Annotated in this window: 24 protein-coding genes; 13 read left to right on the top strand and 11 right to left on the bottom strand. The window is 67.6% G+C overall.

The genetic code is table 11. The features are described from left to right. Window positions 1–55: 55 nt before the first annotated feature. A complete protein-coding gene (gene msrA / locus QSG27_RS04655) occupies window positions 56–697 on the bottom strand; it encodes a peptide-methionine (S)-S-oxide reductase MsrA (protein ID WP_306703968.1) in 642 nt (213 codons plus the stop codon). Window positions 698–848: 151 nt separating this feature from the next. On the opposite strand from msrA, the gene QSG27_RS04650 reads away from it, so the two are divergent. Beyond that, the gene (locus QSG27_RS04650) at window positions 849–1,295 is read left to right on the top strand and encodes a hypothetical protein (RefSeq protein WP_306703967.1); all 447 of its coding nucleotides are present in this window, start codon (window positions 849–851) and stop codon (window positions 1,293–1,295) included. A gap of 32 nt (window positions 1,296–1,327) precedes the next feature. On the opposite strand, the gene QSG27_RS04645 is transcribed toward QSG27_RS04650, so the two are convergent. The 6 genes from QSG27_RS04645 to QSG27_RS04620 all read right to left on the bottom strand — a co-directional run bounded on the left by QSG27_RS04645 (window position 1,328) and on the right by QSG27_RS04620 (window position 5,168). Further along, entirely contained in the window at window positions 1,328–2,206 is an 879-nt protein-coding gene (locus tag QSG27_RS04645; RefSeq protein WP_306703966.1) for a TrmH family RNA methyltransferase, read from the bottom strand. 66 nt (window positions 2,207–2,272) lie between these two features. Continuing rightward, a complete protein-coding gene (locus QSG27_RS04640; protein WP_306703965.1) occupies window positions 2,273–3,256 on the bottom strand; it encodes an SDR family oxidoreductase in 984 nt (327 codons plus the stop codon). A gap of 80 nt (window positions 3,257–3,336) precedes the next feature. Beyond that, a complete protein-coding gene (locus QSG27_RS04635; protein ID WP_306703964.1) occupies window positions 3,337–3,915 on the bottom strand; it encodes a YqaA family protein in 579 nt (192 codons plus the stop codon). Between the two features lie 109 nt (window positions 3,916–4,024). Beyond that, window positions 4,025–4,246, bottom strand: coding sequence for a hypothetical protein (locus QSG27_RS04630; protein ID WP_306703963.1), 222 nt, complete (start codon window positions 4,244–4,246; stop codon window positions 4,025–4,027). Window positions 4,247–4,319: 73 nt separating this feature from the next. Further along, window positions 4,320–4,703 carry a c-type cytochrome gene (locus tag QSG27_RS04625; protein ID WP_306703962.1) on the bottom strand — a complete coding sequence of 128 codons (384 nt, stop codon included), beginning with the start codon at window positions 4,701–4,703 and terminating at the stop codon, window positions 4,320–4,322. A 57-nt stretch (window positions 4,704–4,760) separates the two neighbouring features. Continuing rightward, complete coding sequence (locus QSG27_RS04620; protein WP_306703961.1) at window positions 4,761–5,168, bottom strand: winged helix-turn-helix domain-containing protein; 408 nt, start codon at window positions 5,166–5,168, stop codon at window positions 4,761–4,763. A gap of 291 nt (window positions 5,169–5,459) precedes the next feature. Here QSG27_RS04620 and adh point away from each other — a divergent pair, with 291 nt between their 5' ends. The 6 genes from adh (at window position 5,460) to QSG27_RS04590 (ending at window position 13,719) form a co-directional block, all read left to right on the top strand. Then, the gene (gene adh, locus QSG27_RS04615) at window positions 5,460–6,980 is read left to right on the top strand and encodes an aldehyde dehydrogenase (protein ID WP_306703960.1); all 1,521 of its coding nucleotides are present in this window, start codon (window positions 5,460–5,462) and stop codon (window positions 6,978–6,980) included. 96 nt (window positions 6,981–7,076) lie between these two features. Then, complete coding sequence (locus QSG27_RS04610) at window positions 7,077–7,460, top strand: DUF779 domain-containing protein (protein WP_306703959.1); 384 nt, start codon at window positions 7,077–7,079, stop codon at window positions 7,458–7,460. Window positions 7,461–7,729: 269 nt separating this feature from the next. Next, window positions 7,730–7,900 (top strand): hypothetical protein, encoded by a 171-nt coding sequence (locus tag QSG27_RS04605; RefSeq protein WP_306703958.1) that lies wholly within the window; start codon window positions 7,730–7,732, stop codon window positions 7,898–7,900. A gap of 231 nt (window positions 7,901–8,131) precedes the next feature. After that, window positions 8,132–9,622, top strand: coding sequence for a hypothetical protein (locus QSG27_RS04600; protein ID WP_306703957.1), 1,491 nt, complete (start codon window positions 8,132–8,134; stop codon window positions 9,620–9,622). A 171-nt stretch (window positions 9,623–9,793) separates the two neighbouring features. After that, window positions 9,794–11,017: a nitric oxide-sensing protein NosP gene (nosP, locus tag QSG27_RS04595; RefSeq protein WP_306703956.1), complete on the top strand. Its 1,224-nt coding sequence runs from the start codon at window positions 9,794–9,796 to the stop codon at window positions 11,015–11,017. Then, complete coding sequence (locus QSG27_RS04590) at window positions 11,014–13,719, top strand: NahK/ErcS family hybrid sensor histidine kinase/response regulator (protein ID WP_306703955.1); 2,706 nt, start codon at window positions 11,014–11,016, stop codon at window positions 13,717–13,719. Before nosP ends, QSG27_RS04590 begins: the two co-directional genes overlap by 4 nt. A 27-nt stretch (window positions 13,720–13,746) precedes the next feature. Here QSG27_RS04590 and QSG27_RS04585 read toward each other — a convergent pair whose 3' ends face one another. From QSG27_RS04585 to QSG27_RS04570, 4 genes are read right to left on the bottom strand one after another with little or no spacing between them, the layout of a single operon-like run. Further along, window positions 13,747–14,556 (bottom strand): ABC transporter permease, encoded by an 810-nt coding sequence (locus tag QSG27_RS04585; RefSeq protein WP_306703954.1) that lies wholly within the window; start codon window positions 14,554–14,556, stop codon window positions 13,747–13,749. After that, a complete protein-coding gene (locus QSG27_RS04580; protein ID WP_306703953.1) occupies window positions 14,553–15,293 on the bottom strand; it encodes an ABC transporter ATP-binding protein in 741 nt (246 codons plus the stop codon). Before QSG27_RS04580 ends, QSG27_RS04585 begins: the two co-directional genes overlap by 4 nt. Window positions 15,294–15,297: 4 nt before the next feature. Beyond that, window positions 15,298–16,266, bottom strand: a complete 969-nt coding sequence (locus QSG27_RS04575; RefSeq protein ID WP_306703952.1) for a YVTN family beta-propeller repeat protein — start codon at window positions 16,264–16,266, stop codon at window positions 15,298–15,300. 38 nt (window positions 16,267–16,304) lie between these two features. Further along, complete coding sequence (locus QSG27_RS04570) at window positions 16,305–17,477, bottom strand: ABC transporter substrate-binding protein (protein ID WP_306703951.1); 1,173 nt, start codon at window positions 17,475–17,477, stop codon at window positions 16,305–16,307. A 263-nt stretch (window positions 17,478–17,740) separates the two neighbouring features. Between QSG27_RS04570 and pedF the strand changes: the two genes are divergently transcribed. The 6 genes from pedF to QSG27_RS04540 all read left to right on the top strand — a co-directional run bounded on the left by pedF (window position 17,741) and on the right by QSG27_RS04540 (window position 23,790). Continuing rightward, window positions 17,741–18,184, top strand: a complete 444-nt coding sequence (pedF, locus tag QSG27_RS04565) for a cytochrome c-550 PedF (protein ID WP_306703950.1) — start codon at window positions 17,741–17,743, stop codon at window positions 18,182–18,184. Then, the gene (locus tag QSG27_RS04560; protein WP_306703949.1) at window positions 18,181–19,041 is read left to right on the top strand and encodes a transporter substrate-binding domain-containing protein; all 861 of its coding nucleotides are present in this window, start codon (window positions 18,181–18,183) and stop codon (window positions 19,039–19,041) included. The genes pedF and QSG27_RS04560 overlap by 4 nt, the downstream gene beginning before the upstream one ends. Before the next feature lie 102 nt (window positions 19,042–19,143). Continuing rightward, window positions 19,144–19,956 carry a quinoprotein dehydrogenase-associated SoxYZ-like carrier gene (locus QSG27_RS04555; protein WP_306703948.1) on the top strand — a complete coding sequence of 271 codons (813 nt, stop codon included), beginning with the start codon at window positions 19,144–19,146 and terminating at the stop codon, window positions 19,954–19,956. Beyond that, a complete protein-coding gene (locus tag QSG27_RS04550) occupies window positions 19,953–20,885 on the top strand; it encodes a quinoprotein relay system zinc metallohydrolase 1 (protein ID WP_306703947.1) in 933 nt (310 codons plus the stop codon). Before QSG27_RS04555 ends, QSG27_RS04550 begins: the two co-directional genes overlap by 4 nt. A gap of 273 nt (window positions 20,886–21,158) precedes the next feature. Then, on the top strand, window positions 21,159–22,910 hold the full coding sequence (locus QSG27_RS04545) for a methanol/ethanol family PQQ-dependent dehydrogenase (protein WP_306703946.1): 1,752 nt from the start codon (window positions 21,159–21,161) through the stop codon (window positions 22,908–22,910). A 214-nt stretch (window positions 22,911–23,124) separates the two neighbouring features. Beyond that, complete coding sequence (locus QSG27_RS04540) at window positions 23,125–23,790, top strand: response regulator (protein WP_306703945.1); 666 nt, start codon at window positions 23,125–23,127, stop codon at window positions 23,788–23,790. The last annotated feature ends 104 nt before the right edge of the window (window positions 23,791–23,894 follow it).

The following is a 23,894-nucleotide window of genomic DNA, read 5'->3' as shown; positions in this document are numbered from 1 at the left end:
GGCTCTCTGTGTCTCCGTGTCTCTGTGGTTTCTCCCCCCGCACCGGAGGAACGCATCACGCCGCGCAGGTCACCCCGGTTCCGCCCAGCCCGCAATAGCCGGCGGGATTCTTGGACAGATACTGCTGGTGATAATCCTCGGCGTAGTAGAAGGGCGGGGCCTCGCGGATCTCCGTCGTCACCGGGCCGAAGCCGGCCTGCTCCAGGCGGGCCTGGTAGGACTCGCGGCTGGCCGCGGCGGCGGCACGCTGGGCCTCGCTGTGGGTGTAGATGGTGGAACGGTACTGGGTGCCCACGTCGTTGCCCTGGCGCATCCCCTGGGTCGGGTCGTGCGCCTCCCAGAAGACCCGGAGCAGATCCTCGAACCCCACCTTGGCGGGGTCGTAGACGACGCGCACCACCTCGGCATGGCCGGTGCGGCCCGAGCAGACCTCCTCATAGGTCGGATTCGGGGTGTGGCCGCCCTGGTAGCCGACCATCGTCGTCCAGACGCCCGGCGTCTTCCAGAACTTGCGCTCCGCCCCCCAGAAGCAGCCGAGGCCGAAATCGGCGACCTCCAGCCCCGCCGGGTAGGGCGCGGTCAGCGGGTTGCCGTTGACGTGGTGGCGGGGCGGCACGGGAACCGGCGTGCCGCGGCCGGGCAGCGCATCCTCCGCGCTGGGCAGGGCGAGGGGCTTGCGCATGAACATTCCGAGCATGTCGGCGTCTCCGATGGCGTGGGATTTCAGGACTATGTCGGGTCGCATCGCCGTGCCGGCAAGTCGGCGCCCGTCGCGGGAGCCTTCTCCGGTCCCGTGTGTTTACTCCCAGGAATGTTCAGTCCAAGGTGGAACCGCGGGGAGACGAACCATGACGATCGACGATACCGCCATCCAGCGCCTGGCGGCCAAAGGGCGGCAGAACGGCAACCGGCTCAGCATCGAGCAGTTGGGCCAGGAGGTGCCGGTGGAGACGATGACCCCGGGAGAGGTCGCCGAACTGGTCGAGGAACTGGAGGCCGCGGGCATCGAGGTGGAACTGACCGACGCGCGGCTGAAGCGCCCGCGGGCCGGCGGCGGCGAGTACCAGCGCGGGGCCGGGGTGGTGGACATCGCCAGCCCGGCGGCGCCCGCCGTCTCCGCCCCCGGCGCCCGCCCGTCCGAACATGGCTGGGCCGACGAGGGGCTGGGCCACGCCCATGGCGCGCATCACGGCTCCCGCCGGGCGCCGACCTGGGACCGCGGCGGGGTGGACATGCTGCCGGTCGCCTCCCTGGTCCTGGTGGCGCTGGTGCTGATCGTCGCCCTGGGCAGCTGAGGGCCGGCTTCGCCCTCAGGCCGGCTTCGCCCTCAGGCCGGCTTCGCCAGGGCGTGGATGAGGATGGCCGCGGTCGCCGCGACGTTCAGTGACTGGATGCGGCCCGTGCCGGGCAGGGTCAGGATGTCCTCGCAGGCGGCGAGGGTGGCGGGGGGAAGCCCGTCCTCCTCGTTGCCCAGCACGACGGCGGCGGGCCGCTCGCCCCTGGCGAGGACCGCCGGGTCGCTCACCACCGCCCGGCCCTGGCCCAGCGCCGTCCCGGCCACCCGGTAGCAGCCGCGCAGCCGCTTCAGCACCGCCGGCAGGGCGGCGGCCCGGTACAGCTCCACCCACTCGAAGCCGCCTTCGGCCACGCGGTAGGCGGATTCCGACGGCAGGGCCTGCCCGGGATGGTCCGACACCACGACGCGCCGCAGGCCGAAAAATGCGGCGGTGCGCAGGATGGCGCCCAGATTGTGCGGGTTGCCGACCCCGTCGAGGATCAGCAGCGGTTGCCCGTCCGCCGCCCAGCGCTTGGCCGCCTCGACGTCGAAGGCCGGCACCGGGCGCGGCGCGATCAGCGCGACCACGCCGCCGTGCAGGACCGTTCCGGCGACCTTGGCCAGCTCGTCGGCCTCCACCATGCGGTAGGGCTTGCGCGCCGCGGCCATGGCCTTGCAGAAATCGCCGGTCCTGGCCTTCAGCCGTTCCTCGAAGAACAGGCGTTCCACGCGCGCCGCGTCGTGGGCGAACAGGGCGGAGACGGCGGACAGGCCGGCGACGCGGAACAGCTTTCCCGGCTCCTCCCGCGGCTCGTCCCGGCGCGGGTCGCCCTGGCGCGGATCTCTGCCGGCGCGGGCCGGGCCGGAACGCGGCGGGCGGGCAGGGGAGGCGGTGGGCGGACGGCCTCGCGGGGTCGCCGGCTTCGGCATGATGGACTCGGGGCTTGCGGGAACGGGCCGGCATTCTGGACCAACCCGTTCCCGAACTCAAAGCCCTCAATGGCGTCCGTTCCGGCTCCGGGCGTAGCCGGCATAGGCCGCCGCGGCGGCCGCCGCGACCCCGGCGACGATCAGCGGCGACACCCAGCCGGGCGGCGGGGTGCGGAATCCACCGGTCACGCCGCGGCCCCGCTCCACCGGGACGAACAGGTTGCCGTCGCTCGTCGGGGCGGGCGGCGTCCGGCTGAAATGGCGGTGGGCGCCATAGCCGGCGACCTTCTCCATCAGCCGCGGCGCCACCGCGTGGCCCAGCCGGGTCAGCGGGGTTAGCGCGCCGACCATCGCCTGCGCCCGCGGGCGCAGGGCCACCGCGACCATGGTTTCCGCCACGTCCTGCGGATCGTCGTAGAAGGGGCTTTCCGGGTCCAGCCGATGGCCGGTGTAGTTGGCGCCGTGGGACATGCCCGGCGTGTCGGTGAAGGAGGGATAGACGCCGCAGACATGGATGCCCGGCGCGTCCACCAGCTCCGCCCGCAGGCTTTCCAGAAGCCCCTCCAGCCCGAATTTGCTGGCGGCGTAGGCGGCGGCGTAGGGGGCGGGCGCCCAGGCCCCGACCGACACCGTGTTGATGAGAACCCCGTGGCCCTGCCGCCGGAACAGCGGAAGGACGGCGTGGGCGCCGTGCAGCGGCCCGAAGAGGTTGGTCTCGACGACCCGGCGGTGCGCTTCGACGGGGGTGTCCTCGAAGCGCCCAATGGCGCCGACGCCGGCGTTGTTCACCCAGACGTCGATGCCGCCGAACCGCTGCACCGCCCGGTCGGCCAGCCGCCGGACCGCCTCCGCGTCGGTGACGTCGGTCGGCACCGCCTCGGCCTCGGCGCCCAGTTCCCGGCATTCCCCGGCCACTTCGCCGAGCAGTTCCTCCCGCCGGGCGGCCAGCACCAGCCGGGCGCCCTCCCGCGCGAAAGCCAGGGCGGTGGCCCGCCCGATCCCGCTCGACGCGCCGGTGACGACCACCACGGCCCCGTGCACGCTGTCCATCCGTCCTCTCCCATCGACGCTCCGTTGCGGACGTCAACAGGAGAGGGCGGGCGGGTGTCGCGGCGTCGGCGGGAGGCGGATCAGATCAGCTTGATCGCCAGGAAGCCGCCGATCAGGGCGACCGCGAAGGCGGTGGTGACCAGGGTCAGCCTCTTTTCGATGAAGGCCCGCACCGGCTCCCCGAACCAGTAGAGCAGGGCGGCGACCAGATAGAAGCGGATGGCCCGCGACAGAATGGAGGCGCCGATGAACACCCAGATGTTCAGCTTCGCGACCCCCGCGGTGATGGTCAGCAGCTTGTAGGGGATGGGCGTCATGCCCTTGATGATCAGGATCTCCGCCCCGTATTCGACGAAGGTATGGCGCAGCGTCTCGAACTGGGCGTCCAGATGGTAGAAGTCGATGACCACCCGGCCGATGGTCTCGTACAGGAAGAAGCCGATCATGTAGCCGGCGACGCCGCCCACCACCGAGGCCAGCGTGCAGATCGTCGCGATCCGCCACGCCGCCTGCCGGTTGGCGAGCACCATCGGCACCATCAGGATGTCCGGCGGAATCGGGAAGAAGGAGCTTTCCGCGAAGGAAACCCCGGCCAGCCATGTGGTGGCGTTCTTCGAGGCCGCCTTGGCCATCGTCCAGTCGTAAAGGCGCTTCAGCATGCCGGTCGCAGCCCGTGTTGTGCCGGTGAGGGAGCCCCTGTTTTAGCGGGGGACCGGATCAGCGGCTACGACCAATTCGGGACGGTCCCGGAAAGGCTACGCCGTCGGACTACGGGGAATCCGGGGCGGCGGAATCGGGCTCGGCGGAATCGGGATCGGCGCGCGACACCGGATCGCAATCGCCGTCGCGGGAACCGCCCGGATGGCCGCCGGGCATCCCGCGGTAGCGCGTGTCCGGGTTGGACCCGCCGCCGCCGCTCTGTTCGTCGCAGAGCGGCCCGATGTCGGTTTTGCGGACAGGCCCCTTGTCCCCGGTGCTGTCGTCGTTCATGGCCGTTCTCCGGCTGCGGGAATGGAAACCGGGCAACAGGCCGGCGGCGCCGCGGTTCCCGTCCCGCCGGGGCTCACTTCGTCGCGGCCTCCAGATAGGCGATCAGGTCGGCGCGGTCCTCCGGCTTCGCCACCCCGGCGAAGGCCATGCGGCTGTCGGGAACGACCGCCTTCGGGTTGTTGAGATAGGGGTCGAGCGTCGCCGCGGTCCACTGGATGCCGGACGCCTTCAGACCCTCGGAGTAGTTGGCGAAGCTCTCCACCGTGCCGGCCTTGCGCCCGAACAGCCCGTGCAGCGTGGGGCCGACGCGGTTCTTGCCCGCCTCCACCGTGTGGCAGGCCTTGCACTGGCGGAACAGCTTTTCGCCGTTCGCCGGGTCGCCGTCGGCCCAGCCGGTGGCGGGAGCGGCGGCGAGGAGGAGGACGGCGGCAAGAGCGGTGCGGGCGGCGGTGCGCATGGAACGGAAGCCTCCTTCGTTTCGCCGCGGCGGAAGGTCGCGGCTTCGACGGAGACTTTACGGATCGTCGGAATCCGGACCATTGGACTTTGGACCGGTGGGCGGGGGGCTTTTCCCGGGCGCCTCCTCCGGTTTCAGCGCCTCGTCCAGCCACGCCAGATGCGGGGCGGCGGCGCGGCGGGCCTCCTCCTCCATGCGTCGGTAGCGGGCGATCACCTCCTGCCCGAAGGCGGTCAGGCCGGTCCCGCCGCCCTCCCGTCCACCGACGTTGGTGCGCACCACCGGCTCGCGGAAGGCGGAATTCATGGTTTCCACCAGGAACCACGCGCGGCGGAAGGACATGCCGAGCGCCCGCGCCGCCGCGGAGATGGAGCCGGTGCGGTCGATCTCCTCCAGCAAGGACACCTTGCCGGGGCCGATGGCGCCGGAAGGGTGGAGGAAGCGCAGCCGGATGTCGGTCGTCATGGCCTGGGATCTCGCCGGGAAACGGGATGGTCTCCGCCCAAGGTATCATTTGCCGGCCAATGGTCATTTCCGAATCTGAACCTCCGGATCCGGGCCGGCTTCGGGCCGGCGTCTGCAACCAAAGTCGAATTTACCGCCCTTCCCGAAAACCGCGATAACGGCGGGGCGCTGTGACGGGGGCCGATCATCGGACGAACGGACACAGGGGGCGCACACCGCGCCGCAAGCCACTTCAGGCAAGCCATTTCCGCGACATTCAGTTTGGGCAATCCGCTTCGGGAGGAAACCGCCGTGATCCATCAGGCCCTGGAAACGCTCAGCAAGCAGGTCGCCATCCGGCCGCGCTACGACAACTTCATCGGCGGCCAGTGGGTTCCGCCGACGAAGGGCCAGTATTTCACCAACCTGACCCCGATCACCGGCAAGCCGCTGTGCGAGGTCGCCCGCTCCACCGCGGAAGACATCGAGAAGGCGCTGGACGCCGCCCACAAGGCCAAGGACGCCTGGGGCCGCACCTCGCCTGCGGAGCGCGCGCGCATCCTCAACAAGATCGCCGACCGCATGGAAGAGCGTCTGGACGTCCTGGCGCTGGCCGAGACGCTGGACAACGGCAAGCCGATCCGCGAGACGACCCACGCCGACCTGCCGCTCGCCATCGACCACTTCCGCTACTTCGCCGGCTGCGTCCGCGCCCAGGAAGGCACGATCGCGGAAATCGACCACACCACCTACGCCTATCACTTCCATGAGCCGCTGGGCGTCGTCGGCCAGATCATCCCCTGGAACTTCCCGCTGCTGATGGCCGTGTGGAAGCTGGCCCCGGCGCTGGCCGCCGGCAACTGCGTGGTGCTGAAGCCCGCCGAGCAGACCCCGATGGCCATCATGGTCATGATGGAGATCATCGGCGACCTGCTGCCGGACGGTGTCCTCAACGTCGTCAACGGCTTCGGCATCGAGGCGGGCAAGCCGCTGGCCCAGAGCCCGCGCATCGCCAAGATCGCCTTCACCGGCGAGACGACGACCGGCCGCCTGATCATGCAGTACGCGGCGGAGAACATCATCCCGGTCACGCTGGAGCTGGGCGGCAAGTCGCCGAACATCTTCTTCAACGACGTGATGGCCGAGGACGACGACTTCCTGGACAAGGCGCTGGAAGGCTTCGCCATGTTCGCGCTGAACCAGGGCGAGGTCTGCACCTGCCCGTCGCGCGTCCTGGTGCAGGAGAAGATCTACGACAAGTTCATGGAGAAGGCCGTCGCCCGCGTCGGCGCCGTCAAGCAGGGCAGCCCGCTCGATCCCGCCACGATGATCGGCGCCCAGGCCAGCATCGACCAGCTCGAGAAGATCCTCTCCTACATCGACATCGGCAAGGCCGAGGGCGCCAAGGTGCTGATCGGCGGCGAGCGCGCCCATCTGGGCGGCGAGCTGGAGAGCGGCTACTACGTGCAGCCGACGGTCTTCGAAGGCCACAACAAGATGCGCATCTTCCAGGAGGAGATCTTCGGGCCGGTCGTGTCCGTGACCACCTTCAAGACCGAGGAGGAGGCGCTCGCCATCGCCAACGACACGCTCTACGGCCTGGGCGCCGGCGTGTGGAGCCGCGACGGCAACCGCGCCTTCCGCATGGGCCGCGCCATCCAGGCGGGCCGCGTGTGGACCAACTGCTACCACCTCTACCCGGCCCACGCGGCCTTCGGCGGCTACAAGCAGTCCGGCATCGGGCGCGAGACGCACAAGATGATGCTCGACCACTACCAGCAGACCAAGAACCTGCTGGTCAGCTACAGCCCGAAGGCCCTGGGCTTCTTCTGATAACCCCGTCTCCTCCCTGACGACCTTGGGCCGGCGGCCATTCGGCCTCCGGCCCTTTTCTCGTCCGGCCTGGAGTCTTTCTGGGAGCATCCGCCCATGGTCGAACGAGTCGTCGCCACACCGGCGGCCCTGGAACTGATCGAAAAGCTGCGCGGGCTTTACGGGCCGCTGTTCTTCCATCAATCCGGCGGCTGCTGTGACGGCAGCGCGCCGATGTGCTTCATGGAAGGGGAGTTCCGCCCCGGCGGGCAGGACGTCCGGCTGGGGGAGATCGGGGGCTGTCCCTTCTACATGGGGGCGGCGCAGTTCGAATACTGGTCGCACACCCAGCTCATCATCGACGTGGTGCCGGGCCGCGGCGCCAGCTTCTCGCTGGAGGCGCCGGAGGGCGTGCGCTTCCTCACCCGCTCCCGCCTGTTCTCCGATGGCGAGGTGGCGGCGCTGAGGTCCGCTCCCGGCGATATGACGAAAAAGACATAGCGCTGTTCCGTGGAATGCGGTATTCAGAATTCGACTTTGGGACTTCCCCAGTCGGTACGGCCAGCCGGGCGGTCTGATCCGTGTTCAGACCGGTTCCCCCGTGTGGCGGTGCATATGGAACCGAACTCAGGCGCCTTCCGCGACGGCGGAAGGCGCCTTTTTCGTTGCGTGGGAAACACCCCGCCCCTTCCCTCCGGAAAGGTGGACGTCAATGGCTGGCCTGCTCTTCCGGATCGGTTGAGACTGACGGTTCAGGCGGGAACGCACGCTTGACCGTAAACCTTCTAATTGCTAAAGTTTCCGTGGTTATTGGGCTTGGTTGTGTAATGTTACCGCAATGCGCGCGTAAAGGGCGGATTGCCAAGGAAATCGCAGGTTTCTTTGTTAAGAAAGCGGGCAATGGGCTGATCTTTCATAATTTCAAGGCATCGCCGCAATGATCGGAAACACAGTGAAAGCCGCTGTTCAGGCAGCAATTTTGGGGGTTTTCATTTATTCGTGTTATTTGTCGCGCGATGTATTGTTCAATTGTAAATATAGGGGAGCGTGTTCAGCAAATCTTCGCGACGAATTCGTGATTATGTATTCTGCCTTATTCGTTGTCGTGCTGACAATAAAGAGCATTGTTCAGGCTTATCTCGCGAGCCGAAAAATAAGCCAACGAATGATTCGTGAATGAAGAATTGGTGGAGGGGCGCATGGCATGCTTCAACCTGTTCGATGAACGCACCGGTCGCCTGATCCCGCTGGAAGGCGACGGTCCCTGGCCTTTTCCCCCGGGGTCCGGACCAATCGCGGAAGGGGCTCCGTTCCTTGAAAGGCATGAAGGCGCCATCGCCTTGGTCTCTCCCATGCATGGGCCTCGGATAAAGATCAATGACCGCCTTGCAGACGGTCGGGCCGTCTTGTCGGCGAACAACAAAATCCAGATGGGTGATGCGGATTTCTTCGTTTTTCTTGTTTCGCAGCAAGTGGCCGCGGCGCCTGCCGAAAAATTGGAAACCAATAAGATCCTAAAAATAACGTCGCTGATTATATCGGTAGTTTCCCTTTTTGTGCCTCTTATTGGTTTCAGTTTTTATTTTAGTGGCTACACGAGAGATTTGCTTTATTCGCCCATAAACGTCAAGGTAACATTTGGGCTGGGGATTGTGGCCTTGGTGGGTCTGGTTGCGAGCTTGGCGTATCTTCTGGCTGCAAAAAACAATCCCAAGAAGGAGAAGACAGACAATCTGTTGTTTGCGGCGTTCACAAGCCTTTCTTCCCTATGTTCCGTTTTTTCAATTGCTTATGCAAATATAGATCATATCTCGGCAAATCCGACGATCAATTACGTTGGGCGAATGTCGCAAACCATAATGACGAACAACATCACATGCGGCATTTTCGGGTGCAGTGGTGATGACGTAACCATCAGCAGTTCTCCCTATGCGGACCCGGCTCCAGGGATTGGGCTTGTGGTTTTTGCCCTGATTTGTTTCGTCAACATATTCATAAATCTCCTTATCATTAATCCTAAAAAGGGTCTTGCGAACATCTTTCCGTCGTTCAATCCAGTTCCGTCCATTTCAGAGGCGTCTTCCTGGGATGCGCGCCATGTCAAGCGTAACCGATTGTTCATGACCAGCGCATTGGTGCACTATTTTTCATTGATAGCGGTCGTGTATCTGTCCACGATTCATGGAAGCCTTGCCCCAATAAGGGAAGATCTCAATCGCCGCATTTCTTATAATGAAAATTACCTGGGAAAGGAAAAGGCTCGACTCGATCAGGAAATTTCATTGATTAAGCGGAATATACAAAATTATGAACGCGGCATATCTGAATGCAGGAAGTTTAATTTTAGGCACTGTTCTGTGCTCATTTACGGAAAATCGCCGACTGAGGCAATCAGGAGCGAAGAACAGGCTGGTTTAGCAATGTCGAATTATTTGGTGGCGATGAAGACAAAAGAAGGTGAGCTGATTTCTGAACATGAAAAAAGAAAAGAGAAATTCCTATCTGAAAATTCTTCGAGGTATGGCGATGGATTCCTGGGAAATATCTTTGCGTCTATCCTGCCTATGACTTGCATATTTTTGATTGCTTTCAGTTTTTCCTGGTCGGTTCTGAGGGTGTGGCGAATCAGGGGAACCGCGCCAAACGCTTTGGTTCGGCCATAGGAGACGCCTTACACACGGCGCCCTTAGACCATCGTCGCATACCCATGCCGCAGGTCCGGCTTTGCCCGAAGGGCGGTGCTGAAGTAACGTATAGGTCATCCGCCGACGTTCTCCCGATTCATGCCGCTTCGGGTGATGGATGCCATGCCGTTGCTTTTCGGGATCCGCACTGTGACCAGCCATCCGGCCTCGGACGCTCTCCTTTCCGACGCTCCGCCCAGCCCTCCGCTGCCCCGCGCCGTTTCCATGGCGGAGGACGCCGCCGCCGCCGCGCGGGAGCTGTTCGAGGGGCTGTGCGGAAGGCATTCCGCGGCGGAACTGGAGATGGTGCTGGTTTTCTGTTCCGCCCATTACGACCGGGTGGAACTGGCGGCGGCGCTGGCCGAGCTGTTCGGGCCGGTCCCGGTGGTCGGCTGCACCACGGCGGGGGAGATCACGCCCTTCGGCTACGCCGCCGGGTCGCTGGTCGGGATCGGCTTCCCGCGCGCCGACTTCACCATCGCCACCCAGCGCATCGACGACCTCGACCGCTTTTCCATTGCCGAGGCGCCGCGCGTCCTGCGCAGCCTGATGGAGCAGCGCGACGTCGCCCTGGCCGCCCGCCCCGGCGCCTTTCCCAACCATGGCAGCTTCGCCTTCCTGATGATCGACGGCATGTCGCGGGCGGAGGAGATGGTGGTCAGCGCGCTGCACAGCGTGCTGATGGACATCCCCCTGTTCGGCGGCTCCGCCGGGGACGAACTGCGGTTCGAGCGCACCTTCGTCCTCCACGAGGGGCGGTTTCACACCAACGCCGCCGTGCTGATGCTGGTCACCACGGCGCGCCGCTTCGTGGTCTTCCGGACCGAGCATTTCGTGGCGTCCGACGCCAAGATGGTGGTCACCGGCGCCGACCCGCAGCGCCGCATCGTCACCGAGATCAACGCGGAGCCGGCGGGCCGCGAATACGCCCGGATGGTCGGGCTGGAGGGGGAGCCGCTGACGCCCCTGATCTTCGCCGCCTATCCCGTCGTGGTGCGGGTGGGGGGCGAGTATCACGTCCGCTCCATCCAGAAGGTCAACGACGACGAGAGCCTGACCTTCTACTGCGCCATCGACGAGGGGATCGTGCTGACCGTCGCCCGCGGCGTGGACCCGGTGGAGAATCTTGAGGAGATGATGCGCAAGCTGGCCGCGGAGGTCGGCGGGCCGCCGGATCTCGTGCTCGGCTGCGACTGCATCCTGCGCCGGCTGGAGCTGGAGCAGCGGCAGCTCAAGCATGTCATGTCGGCGGCGCTGGCGCGGCACAACGTGATCGGCTTCTGCGCCTACGGCGAGCAGTACAACGCCATGCACGTCAACCAGACCTTCACCGGTGTCGCCATCGGCACCCGTGTTTCGGCAGGTGCGCCATGACGCTCATCTTCGACTGGCGGGAACCGTCCCGTCCACCCGCCGACCCGTCGCCCGCCACCCTTCCGGCACCGTCCGGTGACGCCGCCCGGCTGGAGGCGCTGGAGCGCGAGAACGCCAAGCTCCGCCGCATCAACCAGGTGCTGATGGACCGGGTGGAACGGTCGATGGACGTGCAGGGGGGCGCCTTCTCCCTTTTCCAGACCGCCATCGTCCTGGAGCAGAAGGTGCGCGAGCGCACGCTGGAGCTGGAACGCGCGCTCCGCGAGCTGGAGGACAGCCACCGCGCGCTCGCCCGCGCCAAGGAACTGGCCGACACCATGCGCACCCGCCTGTCGGAGGCCATCGAGTCGGTCAACGAGGGTTTCGCCATCTTCGACAGCGACGACCGGCTGGTGCTGTGCAACAGCAAGTATCTGGCCCTGTGGCCGGAGATCCGCGACCGCATCGTTCCGGGCATCCGTTTCCAGGAGATCGCCGAACTGGCGGCCTCCTCGCGCACCATCGCCGACGCCTACCCGCGGCCCGACCGCTGGCTGTCGGAACGGCTGGCCCAGCACCGGGCGCTGAAGGGACCCTACGTCTACCGTCTGGCGGACGGGCGCTGGGTCCAGGTGAACGAGCGGCGCACCCGCGACGGCGGGGTGGTCGGCGTCTACACCGACATCACCGACATCAAGGAGCATGAGACCCGCCGCCGCGAGCGCGAGCTGGCCGAGAAGTCGGCGCTGCTCCAGGCGACGCTGGACAACATCGCGCAGGGGGTCGGCGTGTACGACCGCGACCAGCGGCTGGTCGCCTGGAACGAGCGCTTCACCGGCCTGCTGCGCCTGCCCGCCAACGTGGCGGAGCGCGGGGCGGGCTTCGCCGACTTCGTGCTGCACCACGCGGCGCTGGGCGACCGCGGCCTGTCGCTGAGCGCGCTGATGATGCCGAGCTGCCTCGTCGAGCAGCCCTGGCTGGACGACACGGTTCTGGAGATCAGCCGCAATCCCATGCCGGGCGGCGGCTTCGTTCTGACCTTCACCGACATCACCGAGCGCAAGCGGGCCGAGCAGGCGCTGCGCGACAGCGAACAGCGCATCCGTCTGGTCACCGACGCGGTGCCGGCGCTGATCGCCTATGTCGACGCCGAGCAGCGTTTCCGCTTCGTCAACAAGGCGTACGAGGGGTGGTTCAACCGCAAGCGCGAGGAGATCGAGGGCCAGCCCATGTGGGCGGCGCTGGGCGACCTCTATTACGAGGTGCGGCGCCAGTATGTGCTGCGCGCCCTGGCCGGCGAGGAGGTGACCTTCGAGCTGGAGCTTCCCGGCGAGAACGGCTCGCCGCGCTACGCCGTCGCCACCTACATCCCGCATTTCGGGGAACGGCGGGGCGGTGGAAAACCGGAGGTGCTGGGCTATTTCGGCCTGATCCACGACATCACCGAACGGCGCATGGCGGCGGAGGCCCTGGCCGATGCCAAGGACAGCCTGGAACACCGCGTCGCCGAGCGCACCGCCGAGCTGACCCGCCTCAACGGGCAACTCCAGCAGGAGATCGCCGAACGCATCGCCGCGGAGGAGGCGCTGCGCCTCGCCAAGGCGGAGGCGGAGCAGGCCAACCTGTCCAAGACGCGCTTCCTGGCGGCGGCCAGCCACGACCTGCTGCAACCGCTGAACGCCGCGCGGCTGTTCGTGTCCGCTCTGGGCGACCTGGAGCAGCCGGAGCCGAACCGCGGGCTGGTGGACAACATCGACGTGGCGCTGGCCTCGGTCGAGGATCTGTTGTCGGCTCTGCTGGACATCTCCAAGCTGGATGCCGGGGCGGTGCGGCCCGAGATCGCCGATTTCCCGATCCGCAGTCTGCTTGGCGCGCTGGCCACCGAATACGCGGCGGTCGCGCGGGAACGCGGGCTGGAGTTGTGCGTCGTTCCCAGCCACGCCGTGGTGCGCAGCGACATCCGGCTGCTGCGCAGCATTCTTCAGAACTTCCTGTCCAACGCCCTGCGCTACACGCAAGCGCGGGGAGGGGCCGGGCGCGTGCTGGTCGGCTGCCGGCGGACGCCGGAGGGGTTGAGGATCGAGGTGTGGGACACCGGCCCCGGCGTGCCCGCCGACAAGCTGGGCGAGATCTTCCAGGAGTTCCGCCGCCTCGACACGCCCTGCGCCAACGAGCGGGTGCGCGGCATGGGCCTCGGCCTCGCCATCGTGGAGCGGGTGGCGCGGATGCTCGACCATCCGATCACCGTGCGCTCCCAGCCGGGGCGGGGGTCGGTCTTCGCGGTGACGGTGCCCTTCGGGCGCTACGCCCGCCCGGTGCGCGCCCTGGAGGCGCCGGTGCGGACCGTTTCCAACCGGCTGGCCGGCACGCGGGTGCTGGTGATCGACAACGAGCCGGCGGTGCTGGCCGGCATGCGCGCCCTGCTGGAAGGCTGGGGCTGCACCGTCGCCACCGCGGCGTCGGGCGACGAGGCGCTGGCCGGGCTGGGGGCGGTGGCGCCGGACGTGCTGTTCGCGGATTACCACCTGGACGACGGGGTGATCGGCTTCACCGAGATCGCGCGGGTGCGCGAGCGCTGCGGGGCGGATCTGCCCTCGGTCCTCATCACCGCCAACCGCACCGCGGAGGTGGTGGAGGAGGCGCAGGCCAAGGGCTGCCATGTGCTGAACAAGCCGGTGCGCCCGGCGCAGTTGCGGGCGGTGATGACGGGGTTGCTGGGGTAGGGAGGGGGGCGCGACCACTCTCCAAACCTACTCCCCACCCGCCTTCCGCGCCAGAAACCCCCGCGCCGGGTTGTAGCCGTAAACCGCACCCCCCAGGAACACCGCCAGCGCCAGCACCGTCCACCCGAGCGCCGGAAGGTTCACGTCCAGATACAGCGCGAAGCGGATCAGCTCGACCGCCTGGCTGAAGGGGTTGACGGTGCACAGGAAATACAGCAGCTCCCCGGCCTCCTGCATCTTCCACAGGGGATAGAGCGCGGTGGACAGGAAGAAGGTCGGGAAGATGACGAAGTTCATCACGCCCGCGAAATTCTCCAGCTGCCGGATCGCCGAGGACAGCAGCATCCCCAGCGCCCCCAGCATCAACCCGCTGACCACCAGCGCCGGCAGCACCGCGACGTAGCCGAGCGGCGGCGCCTGCACCCCGTAGACCCAGGCGACGGCGAGGAAGGCATAGACCTGGAGGATCGACACCGCCGTTCCGGCCAGCAGCTTCGCGGTCAGCAGGAACCAGCGGGGCAGGGGGCTGACCAGCAGCATCCGCATGCTGCCCATCTCGCGGTCATAGACCATCGACAGCGAGCTTTGCATCCCGTTGAACAGTTGCACCATCCCGGCAAGGCCTGGGACGATGTAGACCTCGTAAGGAATGTAGGTTTCGTAGGGCGGGGTGATGGCGATGCCCAGAGCCGCGCGGAAGCCCGCCGCGAAGACGAACAGCCAGAGCAGCGGGCGGACCAGCGCCGACAGGAAGCGTTCCCGCTGGTGCACGAAGCGCAGCACCTCGCGCCCGACGATGCCGCCGAGCGCACGCGCGCAATGGGCGAATGCCGTCACGCCGCCTCCTTCGCGGTCAGCCGGTTGAAGCTCTCGACCAGCGAGTCCGCCCCGGTCCCGCTGACGACCTCCGCCACCGGTCCCGCGGCGCGGACCCGGCCGCGGTGGATCACCACCACGCGGTCGCCGTCCCCGATCTCGTCAATCAGGTGGGTGGCCCAGAGGACGGCGATGCCGCGCTCCCGGCACAGCGCGTGGACATGCTCCACGATGGCGCGGCGGGCCGGCACGTCCAGCCCTACGGTCGGCTCGTCGAGCACCAGAAGGGCCGGCTCATGCAGCAGGGCGCGGGCCAGCTCCACCCGGCGGCGGTGGCCGCCGTTCAGCGCCCGCACCGTCTCGCCGATGCGCTCCGCCATGCCCAGCCGCTCCAGCGACTCCCGCGCACGGGCCTCGGCGGTGCGGCGGGGAATGCCGTGCAGGGCCGCGAAGTAGAGCAGGTTCTGCCGCACCGTCAGGTCGAGGTCGAGCGTCGGCTGCTGGAACACCACCCCCATGCGGGCCAGCGCCCGCGCCGGGTCGAGGCGCAGGTCGATCCCGCCGATGCGGATGGTGCCGCCCGGCGATTCGAACAGGCGGGTGACCAGGGCGAACAGCGTCGTCTTGCCCGCCCCGTTGGGGCCGAGCAGGGCGGTGAAGGACCCGGCCTCCACCGCCAGCGACACGTCCTTCAGCGCGAAGGCGCCGCGCCCATAGGCGTAGCTGAGACCTTCGACCAACAGCGCGGGCGTCCCCATGCCGTCAGCCCTTCACCGCGACGCCCCAGGGGTAGCGCCCGGTCTTGATGGACTTGACGACCTTCAGGCTGTCCACGTCGATCACCGACACGTCGCCCGACACGCCGTTGGTCGCATAGAGCCGCTTCTGGTCGGGCGACAGGTCGAGCTGCCAGACGCGGCGGCCCACCAGCAGATAGTCCTTCACCGCGAAGGTCTGGGCGTCCACCACCGCCACATGGTTGGCCGGGCCGAGCGCGACGAAGGCGTAGCGCCCGTCGTCGGTCAGCTTGACACCCACCGGCTGGATGCGGTCCTGGGGCACGCCCTTGATCTTGAAGCGGATGGTCTGTGCCACCTTGCGGCTGGCCGTGTCGATCACCGACAGGGTGCCGCCGATCTCCGCCGACACCCACAGGCGGCTGCCGTCCTTGCTGAACTGGGCGTAGCGCGGGCGGGCGTCGACCAGCGTGTGGTCCACCACGGCGCGCTTCTCCGTGTCGATCCAATGGACCATGTTCGTCGTTTCCGACGTGTTCACGGCCCACTTTCCGTCCGGGCTTACCGCCATGCCTTCCGGCTCCACGCCCACGTCCACCTGATAGGCGACCTTGCGGTTGGGCACGTCCACCACCGTGACGACGTTGCTTTCCTCGTTGGCGATGAAGAGCTGCTTGCCGTCCGGGTGCAGGGCGAACAGCTCCGGGTCCTCGCCCGAGGGCAGGTTGTGCAGGATCTTCTTCGTGGCGAGGTCCATCACCTGCACCGTGTCGTCGTCGCTGGCGCAGATGTAGAGGTGCTTGCCGTCCGCGCTCAGCGTGATGCCGCGGGGGCGGCGCCCGACCTTCACCGTCTCCGTCACCGTCAGGGTGGCGCCGTCGATGATGGACAGGCTGTTGTCCTTCTCGTTCGACACGTAGATGGTCTCCGCCAGCGCGGGCACGGCGCAGCCGGCCAGCAGCGCGGCGAGGAGAAGGGAGCGGGCGGTGGTCATCGGGGCGGCATCCTTTCGGCGGGAATGATCGGGAGGAATCAGCGGCGGCAGCCGGTTTCGGGCTGGTCGTGGCCGAGCGTGTCGAGTTCCGTTTTCGGGTGCAGGAAGCCGTCCTGCGGCGAGACGGACACCAGCGAGCGGTCGGCGGCGACCAGCACCGGCTGGCGGAGCTGCCCGTCCCAGCTCCGGAAGGACAGCGGCACGCCCTTGAAGGCGGCCAGCGCGAAGTCCGGCCCGCGGATGTAGGCGGTCAGCGTGGCCGCCGCGGTGGAGCCGGTGCGGGTCGCCGCCTCCCCCACCGCGCGCACGGCGGCCCAGGCCGCGTAATCGCGGGGCAGCATGGTGCGCTGGGCGGCGGCCTTGAAGCGGGACTGGAGCTGCGCCGACCCCCAGGCTTCGTGGGTGCGGTGCCAGTTGGTGGGGACGAGGCCCTGCGTGCCGGCGACCGGGCGCGGCTCCCAGGTGCGGTACATCACGTAATCGCCGAAGTCGCCGATCTCGTCGGCCACGATCACCACGTCGTGCCGCTTGCCCTGGGTGAAGACCGGCATTTCGGCCTGGGCGGTGCGGCGGGCGTCGTGGTCCTCGCTCCAGGTCTTTTCCTCCACCACCTCCGCGCCGAAGCGCTTGGCCGCCCGCTTCACGGCGGCGGCGTAGAGCCGGTCCTCGGGCCGGGTGCCGACGATCAGCAGCCACTTCGTCCAGCGCTTCACCGCCAGATACTGGGCCAGGCCGTCGGCCAGCATGGCGCGGTCGGGCGCGGTGTGCAGCAGGTTGGGCGCGCACAGCGCGTTGCGCAGGCTGTCGTCGGTCGATCCGGCGTTGAACAGCAGCAGGTTTGCCGCCTCCGGCAGGCGGGCCAGCGCGCCGGGCGTCTCGCCGGGCAGGTCGAGCACGACGAGGCGGTGCCCGGCGGCGGCCAGCTCGCGCAGCGCCTGCGCCGGGTCGCCGTCGATGGGGACGGTGACGGCCTCCAGCTCGAACCGCTGCTTCAGGAAGCGGCCCGTGCTGTTGTTGTCGGCCAAAGCGAGGGTGGCGCCGGCCAGACCTTCGTCGGCGGGCGGCTCGTCCAGGTTGGACAGGGCGGGGGGGTGCTCCACCTCCTGCGTCAGATAGGCGATCCGGATCGCGGACGGATCCGCAGGCGCCGCCTCCTGCGAAAGGGCGGCCGGCGAGGCGCACAGCCCGCCGGCCAGCAAGGAGATCTGCATCAAGGAGGGTAACCAGAGATTGAAACGCATCGCGGGCTTGCACTCGCCTGGTTTCGGGAGACCAGGGTATCCCCGGCCGGCGCCGTCCCGGAATGCAACTTTGGTACGATTGCGTGGGCCGAAAATTGCGGAACGGTCCAACCGTGGCCCGCGCCACGCACGGTTGCTACCAAAGTCCAATTATTGGCGGAACGGACCGCCCGCTATGCTCCGGGGCAACGGACAACGCTCCTTCGCATTTTTTCTGAATGAGGACGCCCCTTATGAACGCACGGCTTCTCCGGCTTGCGGTGGCCGGTCTCCTTACCGGCACGGTCGCCGTCGCCTCCATGGTCGTCTCCACCGCGGCCTTTGCCCATGGCGACGTGACCCCCCAGGCCGTGGACACCACCGGCCTGGACAAGCTGGGCGAGAACTGGCGCGACGCGAACCCCTACCGCGGCAACCCGCGGGCGATCGAGATCGGCTCCTCCGCCTTCAACCAGAACTGCGCGCGCTGCCACGGGCTGGGCGCGGTGTCGGGCGGCATCGCCCCGGATCTGCGCTATCTGGACAAGGGCGATACCGGGGACGAGTGGTTCAAGGAGCGGGTGATCAACGGCTCCATCCGCAACGGCGTCACCTACATGCCGCGCTTCGGCGAGGCGCTGGGGCAGGAGGCGCTGTGGGCCATCCGGTCGTGGCTGGAAACGGTGCACGAGGAATGACGGCGCTTCCGACGCGGCGCCACCTTCTGTCCTTCGCCGCCGCCGCGCTGGCCGCCGGGGTTCTCCCCCGGCGCGCCGGCGCGCGCCCGTTGGACGACGTGGTGGCCGCCGGGCGGCTGATGGTCGCGGTCTATCGCGACAACCCGCCCTTCTCCTACCGCAAGGACGGCGCCCTGGTGGGGGTGGACGTGGACCTCGCCCGCGCCATCGCCGAACGGCTGGGCGTCGGCATCGAGTTCATGGAGCTGACCGCCGGGGAAACCGTGTCGGACGACCTGCGCAACGCGGTCTGGCGCGGCCCGGTCGTCGGGGGCGGCGTGGCCGACGTGATGATGCATGTGCCCTATCAGAAGGAGTTCGGTCTGCGCAACCCGGAGGCCGTTCTGTTCGGCCCCTACCAGCGGGAAGCCTTCGCGCTGGCCCGCAACCCGATGCGCATGACCCAGCCGATGCTGGCCTCCCTGCCGGACGAGCCGGTGGGGGTGGAGATCGACAGCATTCCCGACTTCTATCTGCTGGGTGCCTTCGGCGGGCGGCTGCGCGAGCGGATCGTCCATTACATGACCATCCCCGAGGCGGTGGACGCGCTGGTCAGGGGCGACGTCGCCGCCGTCGTCGCGACGCAGAGCCAGATCGAGGCGGCGCTGGCCGGGCGGGCCGCAGACTTCCCCATCACCCCGGTCACCTTCCCCGGCATGATGACGTCGAGCTGGGACATCGGCATGGCGGTGAAGGAAAACTCCCGCGACCTCGCCTACGCGGTGGGCGACGCGGTGACGGCGATGCTGGAGGACGGGACGATGCAGGCGCTCTTCCGGAAGCATGGGGTGACGCACAACGCGATCCCGGTGGAGTGAAGGCCGGTCCCCCCACCCTGCCCCTCCCCTGCGAAGCGGGGGAGGGGCAGGGGGGCAGGGGTCCGCATAAGAACAACGACGCAAGGGAGGGAGGAAACCGCCATGAACCGCCATCTCGCCGCCGCCGCGCTCCTGGCCGTCCTATCCGGCTCAGCCTGGGCCGGACCGCCGGACCCCGCCGACCCGCTGGCCTCCGTCATGTGGGACGTGCTGCGGCCCGAGCTGTTCGGCACCGCCCCCGTCCAATTCGACGAGCGTGTGACCGTCACCGCCCCCGACAACGCGGAGAACGCCGCCGCCGTGCCGGTGATGGCCGACGCCACGGCGCTGGGCGCGGTGGAGGAGATGGTGCTGTTCGCCGACCTCAACCCCTTCCCGGTCATCCTGCGCTTCCAGCCGCTGGCGGCGAAGCCGGTGATCGCCACGCGCTTCAAGGTGCAGCAGGCCACCCCGCTGCGCGCCGCCGCCCGCACGCCGGACGGGGTGTGGCACATCGGGGGCAAGCTGCTGGATGCGGCGGGCGGCGGCTGCACCGCGGCCCCCGCGACCTACGCCGCCGCCGACTGGGCCGACCATGTGGGGGAGGTGCAGGCCCGCGCCTGGACGCCCGCGGGTGAGGACAAGACGACCCGTCTGCGCTTCCTCGTCCGCCATCCCATGGACACTGGCCTGGTTGCCGGCATCCCCGCCTACTTCATCGAGGCGCTGACCCTGCGCGACTCCGAAGGGCGGGCGCTGGCCCGGCTGCAGACGGCGGAACCGCTGTCCGAGAATCCCGTCTTCACGCTGGAGGTCCAGCCCGGTCCGGGTGCCCGCGGCCTGACGCTCGACGGGCGCGACAACCAGGGCGGCGAGGTGAAGGCGGCCATCCCGCTTCCCTGGGTGCAAGGATCGGTGCAGGGGGCGCTGCCATGAGAGCCCTTCTTTCGTTTCTGCTGCTCATTCTGTCCGCCGCGCCGGGCTGGGCCGCCGGTCCGCTGGCCTACCATCTGAAGCCGGTCGCCATCGCGCCGGACACCTGGATCTTCGAAGGCACGCGGGAGCATTTCACCCGCGCCAACGGCGGCAACATCCTGAATCCCGGCTTCATCGTGACCGAGGAGGGGGTGATCGTGATCCAGACCGGTCCGTCGCGCCGCTTCGGGGAGGAAATGCGCGCGGCCATCGCGACCGTCACCGACAAGCCCATCCGCAAGGTCTTCGTCAGCAACCTGCACCCCGACTACTGGCTGGGCAACCGCGCCTTCGCCGACGTGCCCATCGCCGCCCTGCCCGGCACCATCGAGGGCATCAAGGCCGAGGGGGCGGGGATGACCGAGAACATGTACCGCCTCGTCGGCGACTGGATGCGCGGCACCGAGCCGCTGGCCCCGACCGAGGCGGTCTACGGCTCCACCGTCGTGTTCGGCTCGCACCGGCTGCGGCTGATTCCGCTGGAGGGGCACACCGCCGCCGACCTCGCCATTCTGGACGAGACGACGGGCGTGCTGTTCGCGGGCGGGGTCGTCTTCTCCGACCGCACGCCGACCACGCCCCACGCCGACATCGGGAAATGGCTGGCGGCGCTGGATGCCCTGGAGGCGCTGGACGTCACGGTCCTGGTGCCCAACCACGGGCGCATCCGCTCCGACAAGGCGGCGATCGCCCAGACCCGCGACTGGCTGACCTGGCTGGACGGCACCCTGCGCGGGCGGGCGGAGGCCGGGGCCGACATGGCCGAGCTGCTCGACCTGCCGATCCCCGACCGCTTCGCCGGGATGGGCGTGCTGCGCGAGGAGTACCGGCGCTCCGTCTCGCATCTCTGGCCGCGGATCGAGCAGACAGTGCTGTTGCGGGTGAACTGATGCCGTTCGTAATGAAACGGTCCACCCGCCCCAGCAGAACGAGCAGCCCATCCTACTATTGGCCAATGGACGCTATCCGGGGCGCCGGTAGACTGCACTACAGTCAAAAAGATGCGGACTTTGCGATGCAGCATCGCTCCGCGTCGAACCTCTGAATTTTTCGAAAAGAAACCGAGGCCGGGCGGATGGAGCGGGCAGGTTGCGCTCGTTTCGTCTGCGAATGATCCCGGCTGTCCAATCCCCTGGCCCAATCCCCTGGGAGGTATCCGCACCATGAAGCGTCTCTTCCGCACCTGCCTTCTCGCCAGCGCCATGGCCGCCGGTCTCGGCCTGAGCGGCCCCGCGCTGGCCGCCGAGGGTCCGGGCAACGACGACCTGCTGAACGACGCCAAGACGACGGGCGACGTCCTGACCTACGGCATGGGGCTCCAGGCGCAGCGCTTCAGCCCGCTCGACAAGCTGAACCCGGAGTCGGTCAAGGGGCTGGTCCCGGTGTGGTCCTTCTCCTTCGGCGGCGAGAAGCAGCGCGGGCAGGAGTCGCAGCCGATCATCCATGACGGCACGATCTACGTGACCGGTTCCTACTCCCGCCTCTACGCCGTGGACGTGAAGACCGGCCAGAAGAAGTGGCAGTACGACCACCGCCTGCCCGAAGGCATCATGCCCTGCTGCGACGTGGTGAACCGCGGTGCGGCGATCTACAAGGACAAGATCTACTTCGCGACCCTGGACGCCCGTCTGGTCGCGCTGAACAAGGACACCGGCAAGGTCGTCTGGTCGAAGAAGATCGAGGACTACAAGGCCGGCTATTCGGCGACCGCCGCCCCGCTGATCGTGGACGGCAAGGTCATCACCGGCAATTCCGGCGGCGAGTTCGGCATCATCGGCATGGTCGAGGCGCGCGACGCCGAGACGGGCGAACTGGTCTGGCAGCGCCCGACCATCGAGGGCAACATGGGCACCCTCAATGGCAAGGAATCGACCATGACCGGCGTGCTGAACGCAAGCTGGCAGGGCGATCTCTACAAGACCGGCGGCGGCGCCACCTGGCTGGGCGGCACCTACGATCCGGAAACCAAGACGCTGTTCTTCGGCACCGGCAACCCGGCCCCCTGGAACTCGCACCTGCGTCCGGGCGACAACCTCTACACCTCCTCGACCCTGGCCATCGACCCGGCCAACGGCGACATCAAGTGGCACTACCAGACCACGCCGCACGACGGCTGGGACTTCGACGGCGTGAACGAGCTGGTGTCCTTCGACCTGAAGAAGGACGGGCAGACCATCAAGGCCGGCGCCAAGGCCGACCGCAACGGCTTCTTCTACGTGCTGGACCGCACCAACGGGAAGCTGATCAGCGCCTCGCCCTTCGTCACCAAGATCACCTGGGCCAAGGAAATCGACGTCAAGACCGGACGCCCGGTCTACATCGACGACAACCGTCCGGGCAACCCGGCGAACGCCGAGAAGGGCAAGCCGGTCTTCTCCGCCCCGGCCTTCCTGGGCGCCAAGAACTGGATGCCGATGGCCTACAGCCCGGCGACGGAGCTGTTCTACGTCCCGGCCAACGAGTGGGGCATGGACATCTGGAACGAGCCGATCACCTACAAGAAGGGTGCGGCCTATCTGGGCGCCGGCTTCACCATCAAGCCGCTCTATGACGACTACATCGGCGCGCTGCGCGCCATCGACCCGAAGACCGGCAAGATCGTCTGGGAATACAAGAACCCGGCGCCGCTGTGGGGCGGCGTGCTGACCACCGGCGGCAACCTCGTCTTCACCGGCACGCCGGAAGGCTATCTGAAGGCGTTCGACGCCAAGTCGGGCAAGGAGGTCTGGAAGTTCAACACCGGCTCCGGCGTCGTCGGCTCCCCGGTCACCTGGGAACAGGACGGCGAGCAGTATGTCGCCGTGGTTTCCGGCTGGGGTGGCGCCGTGCCGCTGTGGGGCGGCGACGTCGCCAAGCTGGTGAAGGACATCAACCAGGGCGGCTCCCTCTGGGTCTTCAAGCTGCCGAAGGCGTGACGGGGAACCCCGGCGCCGTGACCGGAACAGGAAAGGGCGGCCCGAATGCTTCGGGCCGTCTTTTCTTGCGAATGGCTTGCAAGCGAATGTGGAACGAAATCACCCGGGATCGGCTGATTTGGGGAATGCCCGTTCCAGTCCTTGCGCATTCTTGAATGGTCCGGCATGATAACAATTGGAAACGCCCCGAAACAATGAGCGTGGAAACCACGCCATGAGCCGAATTCTGATCGCGGACGATCACCCGCTGGTGCGCGATGCCCTGCGCAGCGCCGTCCTCTATTCCTGCCAGGCGCAGGAAATCCACGAGGCCGGCTGCCTGGACGAAACCATCTCCATCCTGGAGTCCATGCATGGCGGCAAGGGGGAGCCGGACCTCGTCCTGCTCGACCTCAACATGCCGGGCATGAACGGACTGTCCGGGCTGCTCGCCCTGCGCCGCCGCTTTCCGGCCATCCCCGTCGCCGTCGTCTCGGCGCACGAGGACCGCAAGGTGATGCTGGAGGCGGTGCGCTGCGGCGCCGCCGGCTTCATCCCGAAATCGACGCCGCGAGACGCCATCGCCGGCGCGCTGCGCCAGATCCTGGCCGGGGAGGTCTATCTGCCCGCCTCGGTCGAGGAGGGGGCCGCGGCGGAGGACGAGGAAACGGCGGAGATCGCCCGCCGCCTGTCCACACTGACGGCGCAGCAGCTCCGCGTGCTGGAGATGCTGGGCACCGGCAAGCTGAACAAGGAAATCGCCTTCGAGCTGAGCATCACGGAAACCACCGTGAAGGCCCATGTCTCGGCGATCCTGCAAAAGCTGAAGGTCTACAGCCGCACCCAGGCGGTGGTCTTCGCCAACCGCCTGCAGTTGGAGAAGGCCCGCTTCGGGATGTAGCCTAAAGCGAACGTCGGTTCGCTTTAGTGGTGCATCCGCTAAATGAGGGCGACGTTTGGGAGGGCGGCGACGCCGAAGCGTTTTGTCGTCCGGTGGCGCCGTCG

It is taken from the genome of Azospirillum isscasi, assembly GCF_030849505.1.
Lineage (GTDB): Bacteria > Pseudomonadota > Alphaproteobacteria > Azospirillales > Azospirillaceae > Azospirillum > Azospirillum isscasi.
The sequence above is the reverse complement of the archived record's forward strand: the minus strand, read 5'-3'. Positions and strand labels throughout refer to the sequence as shown.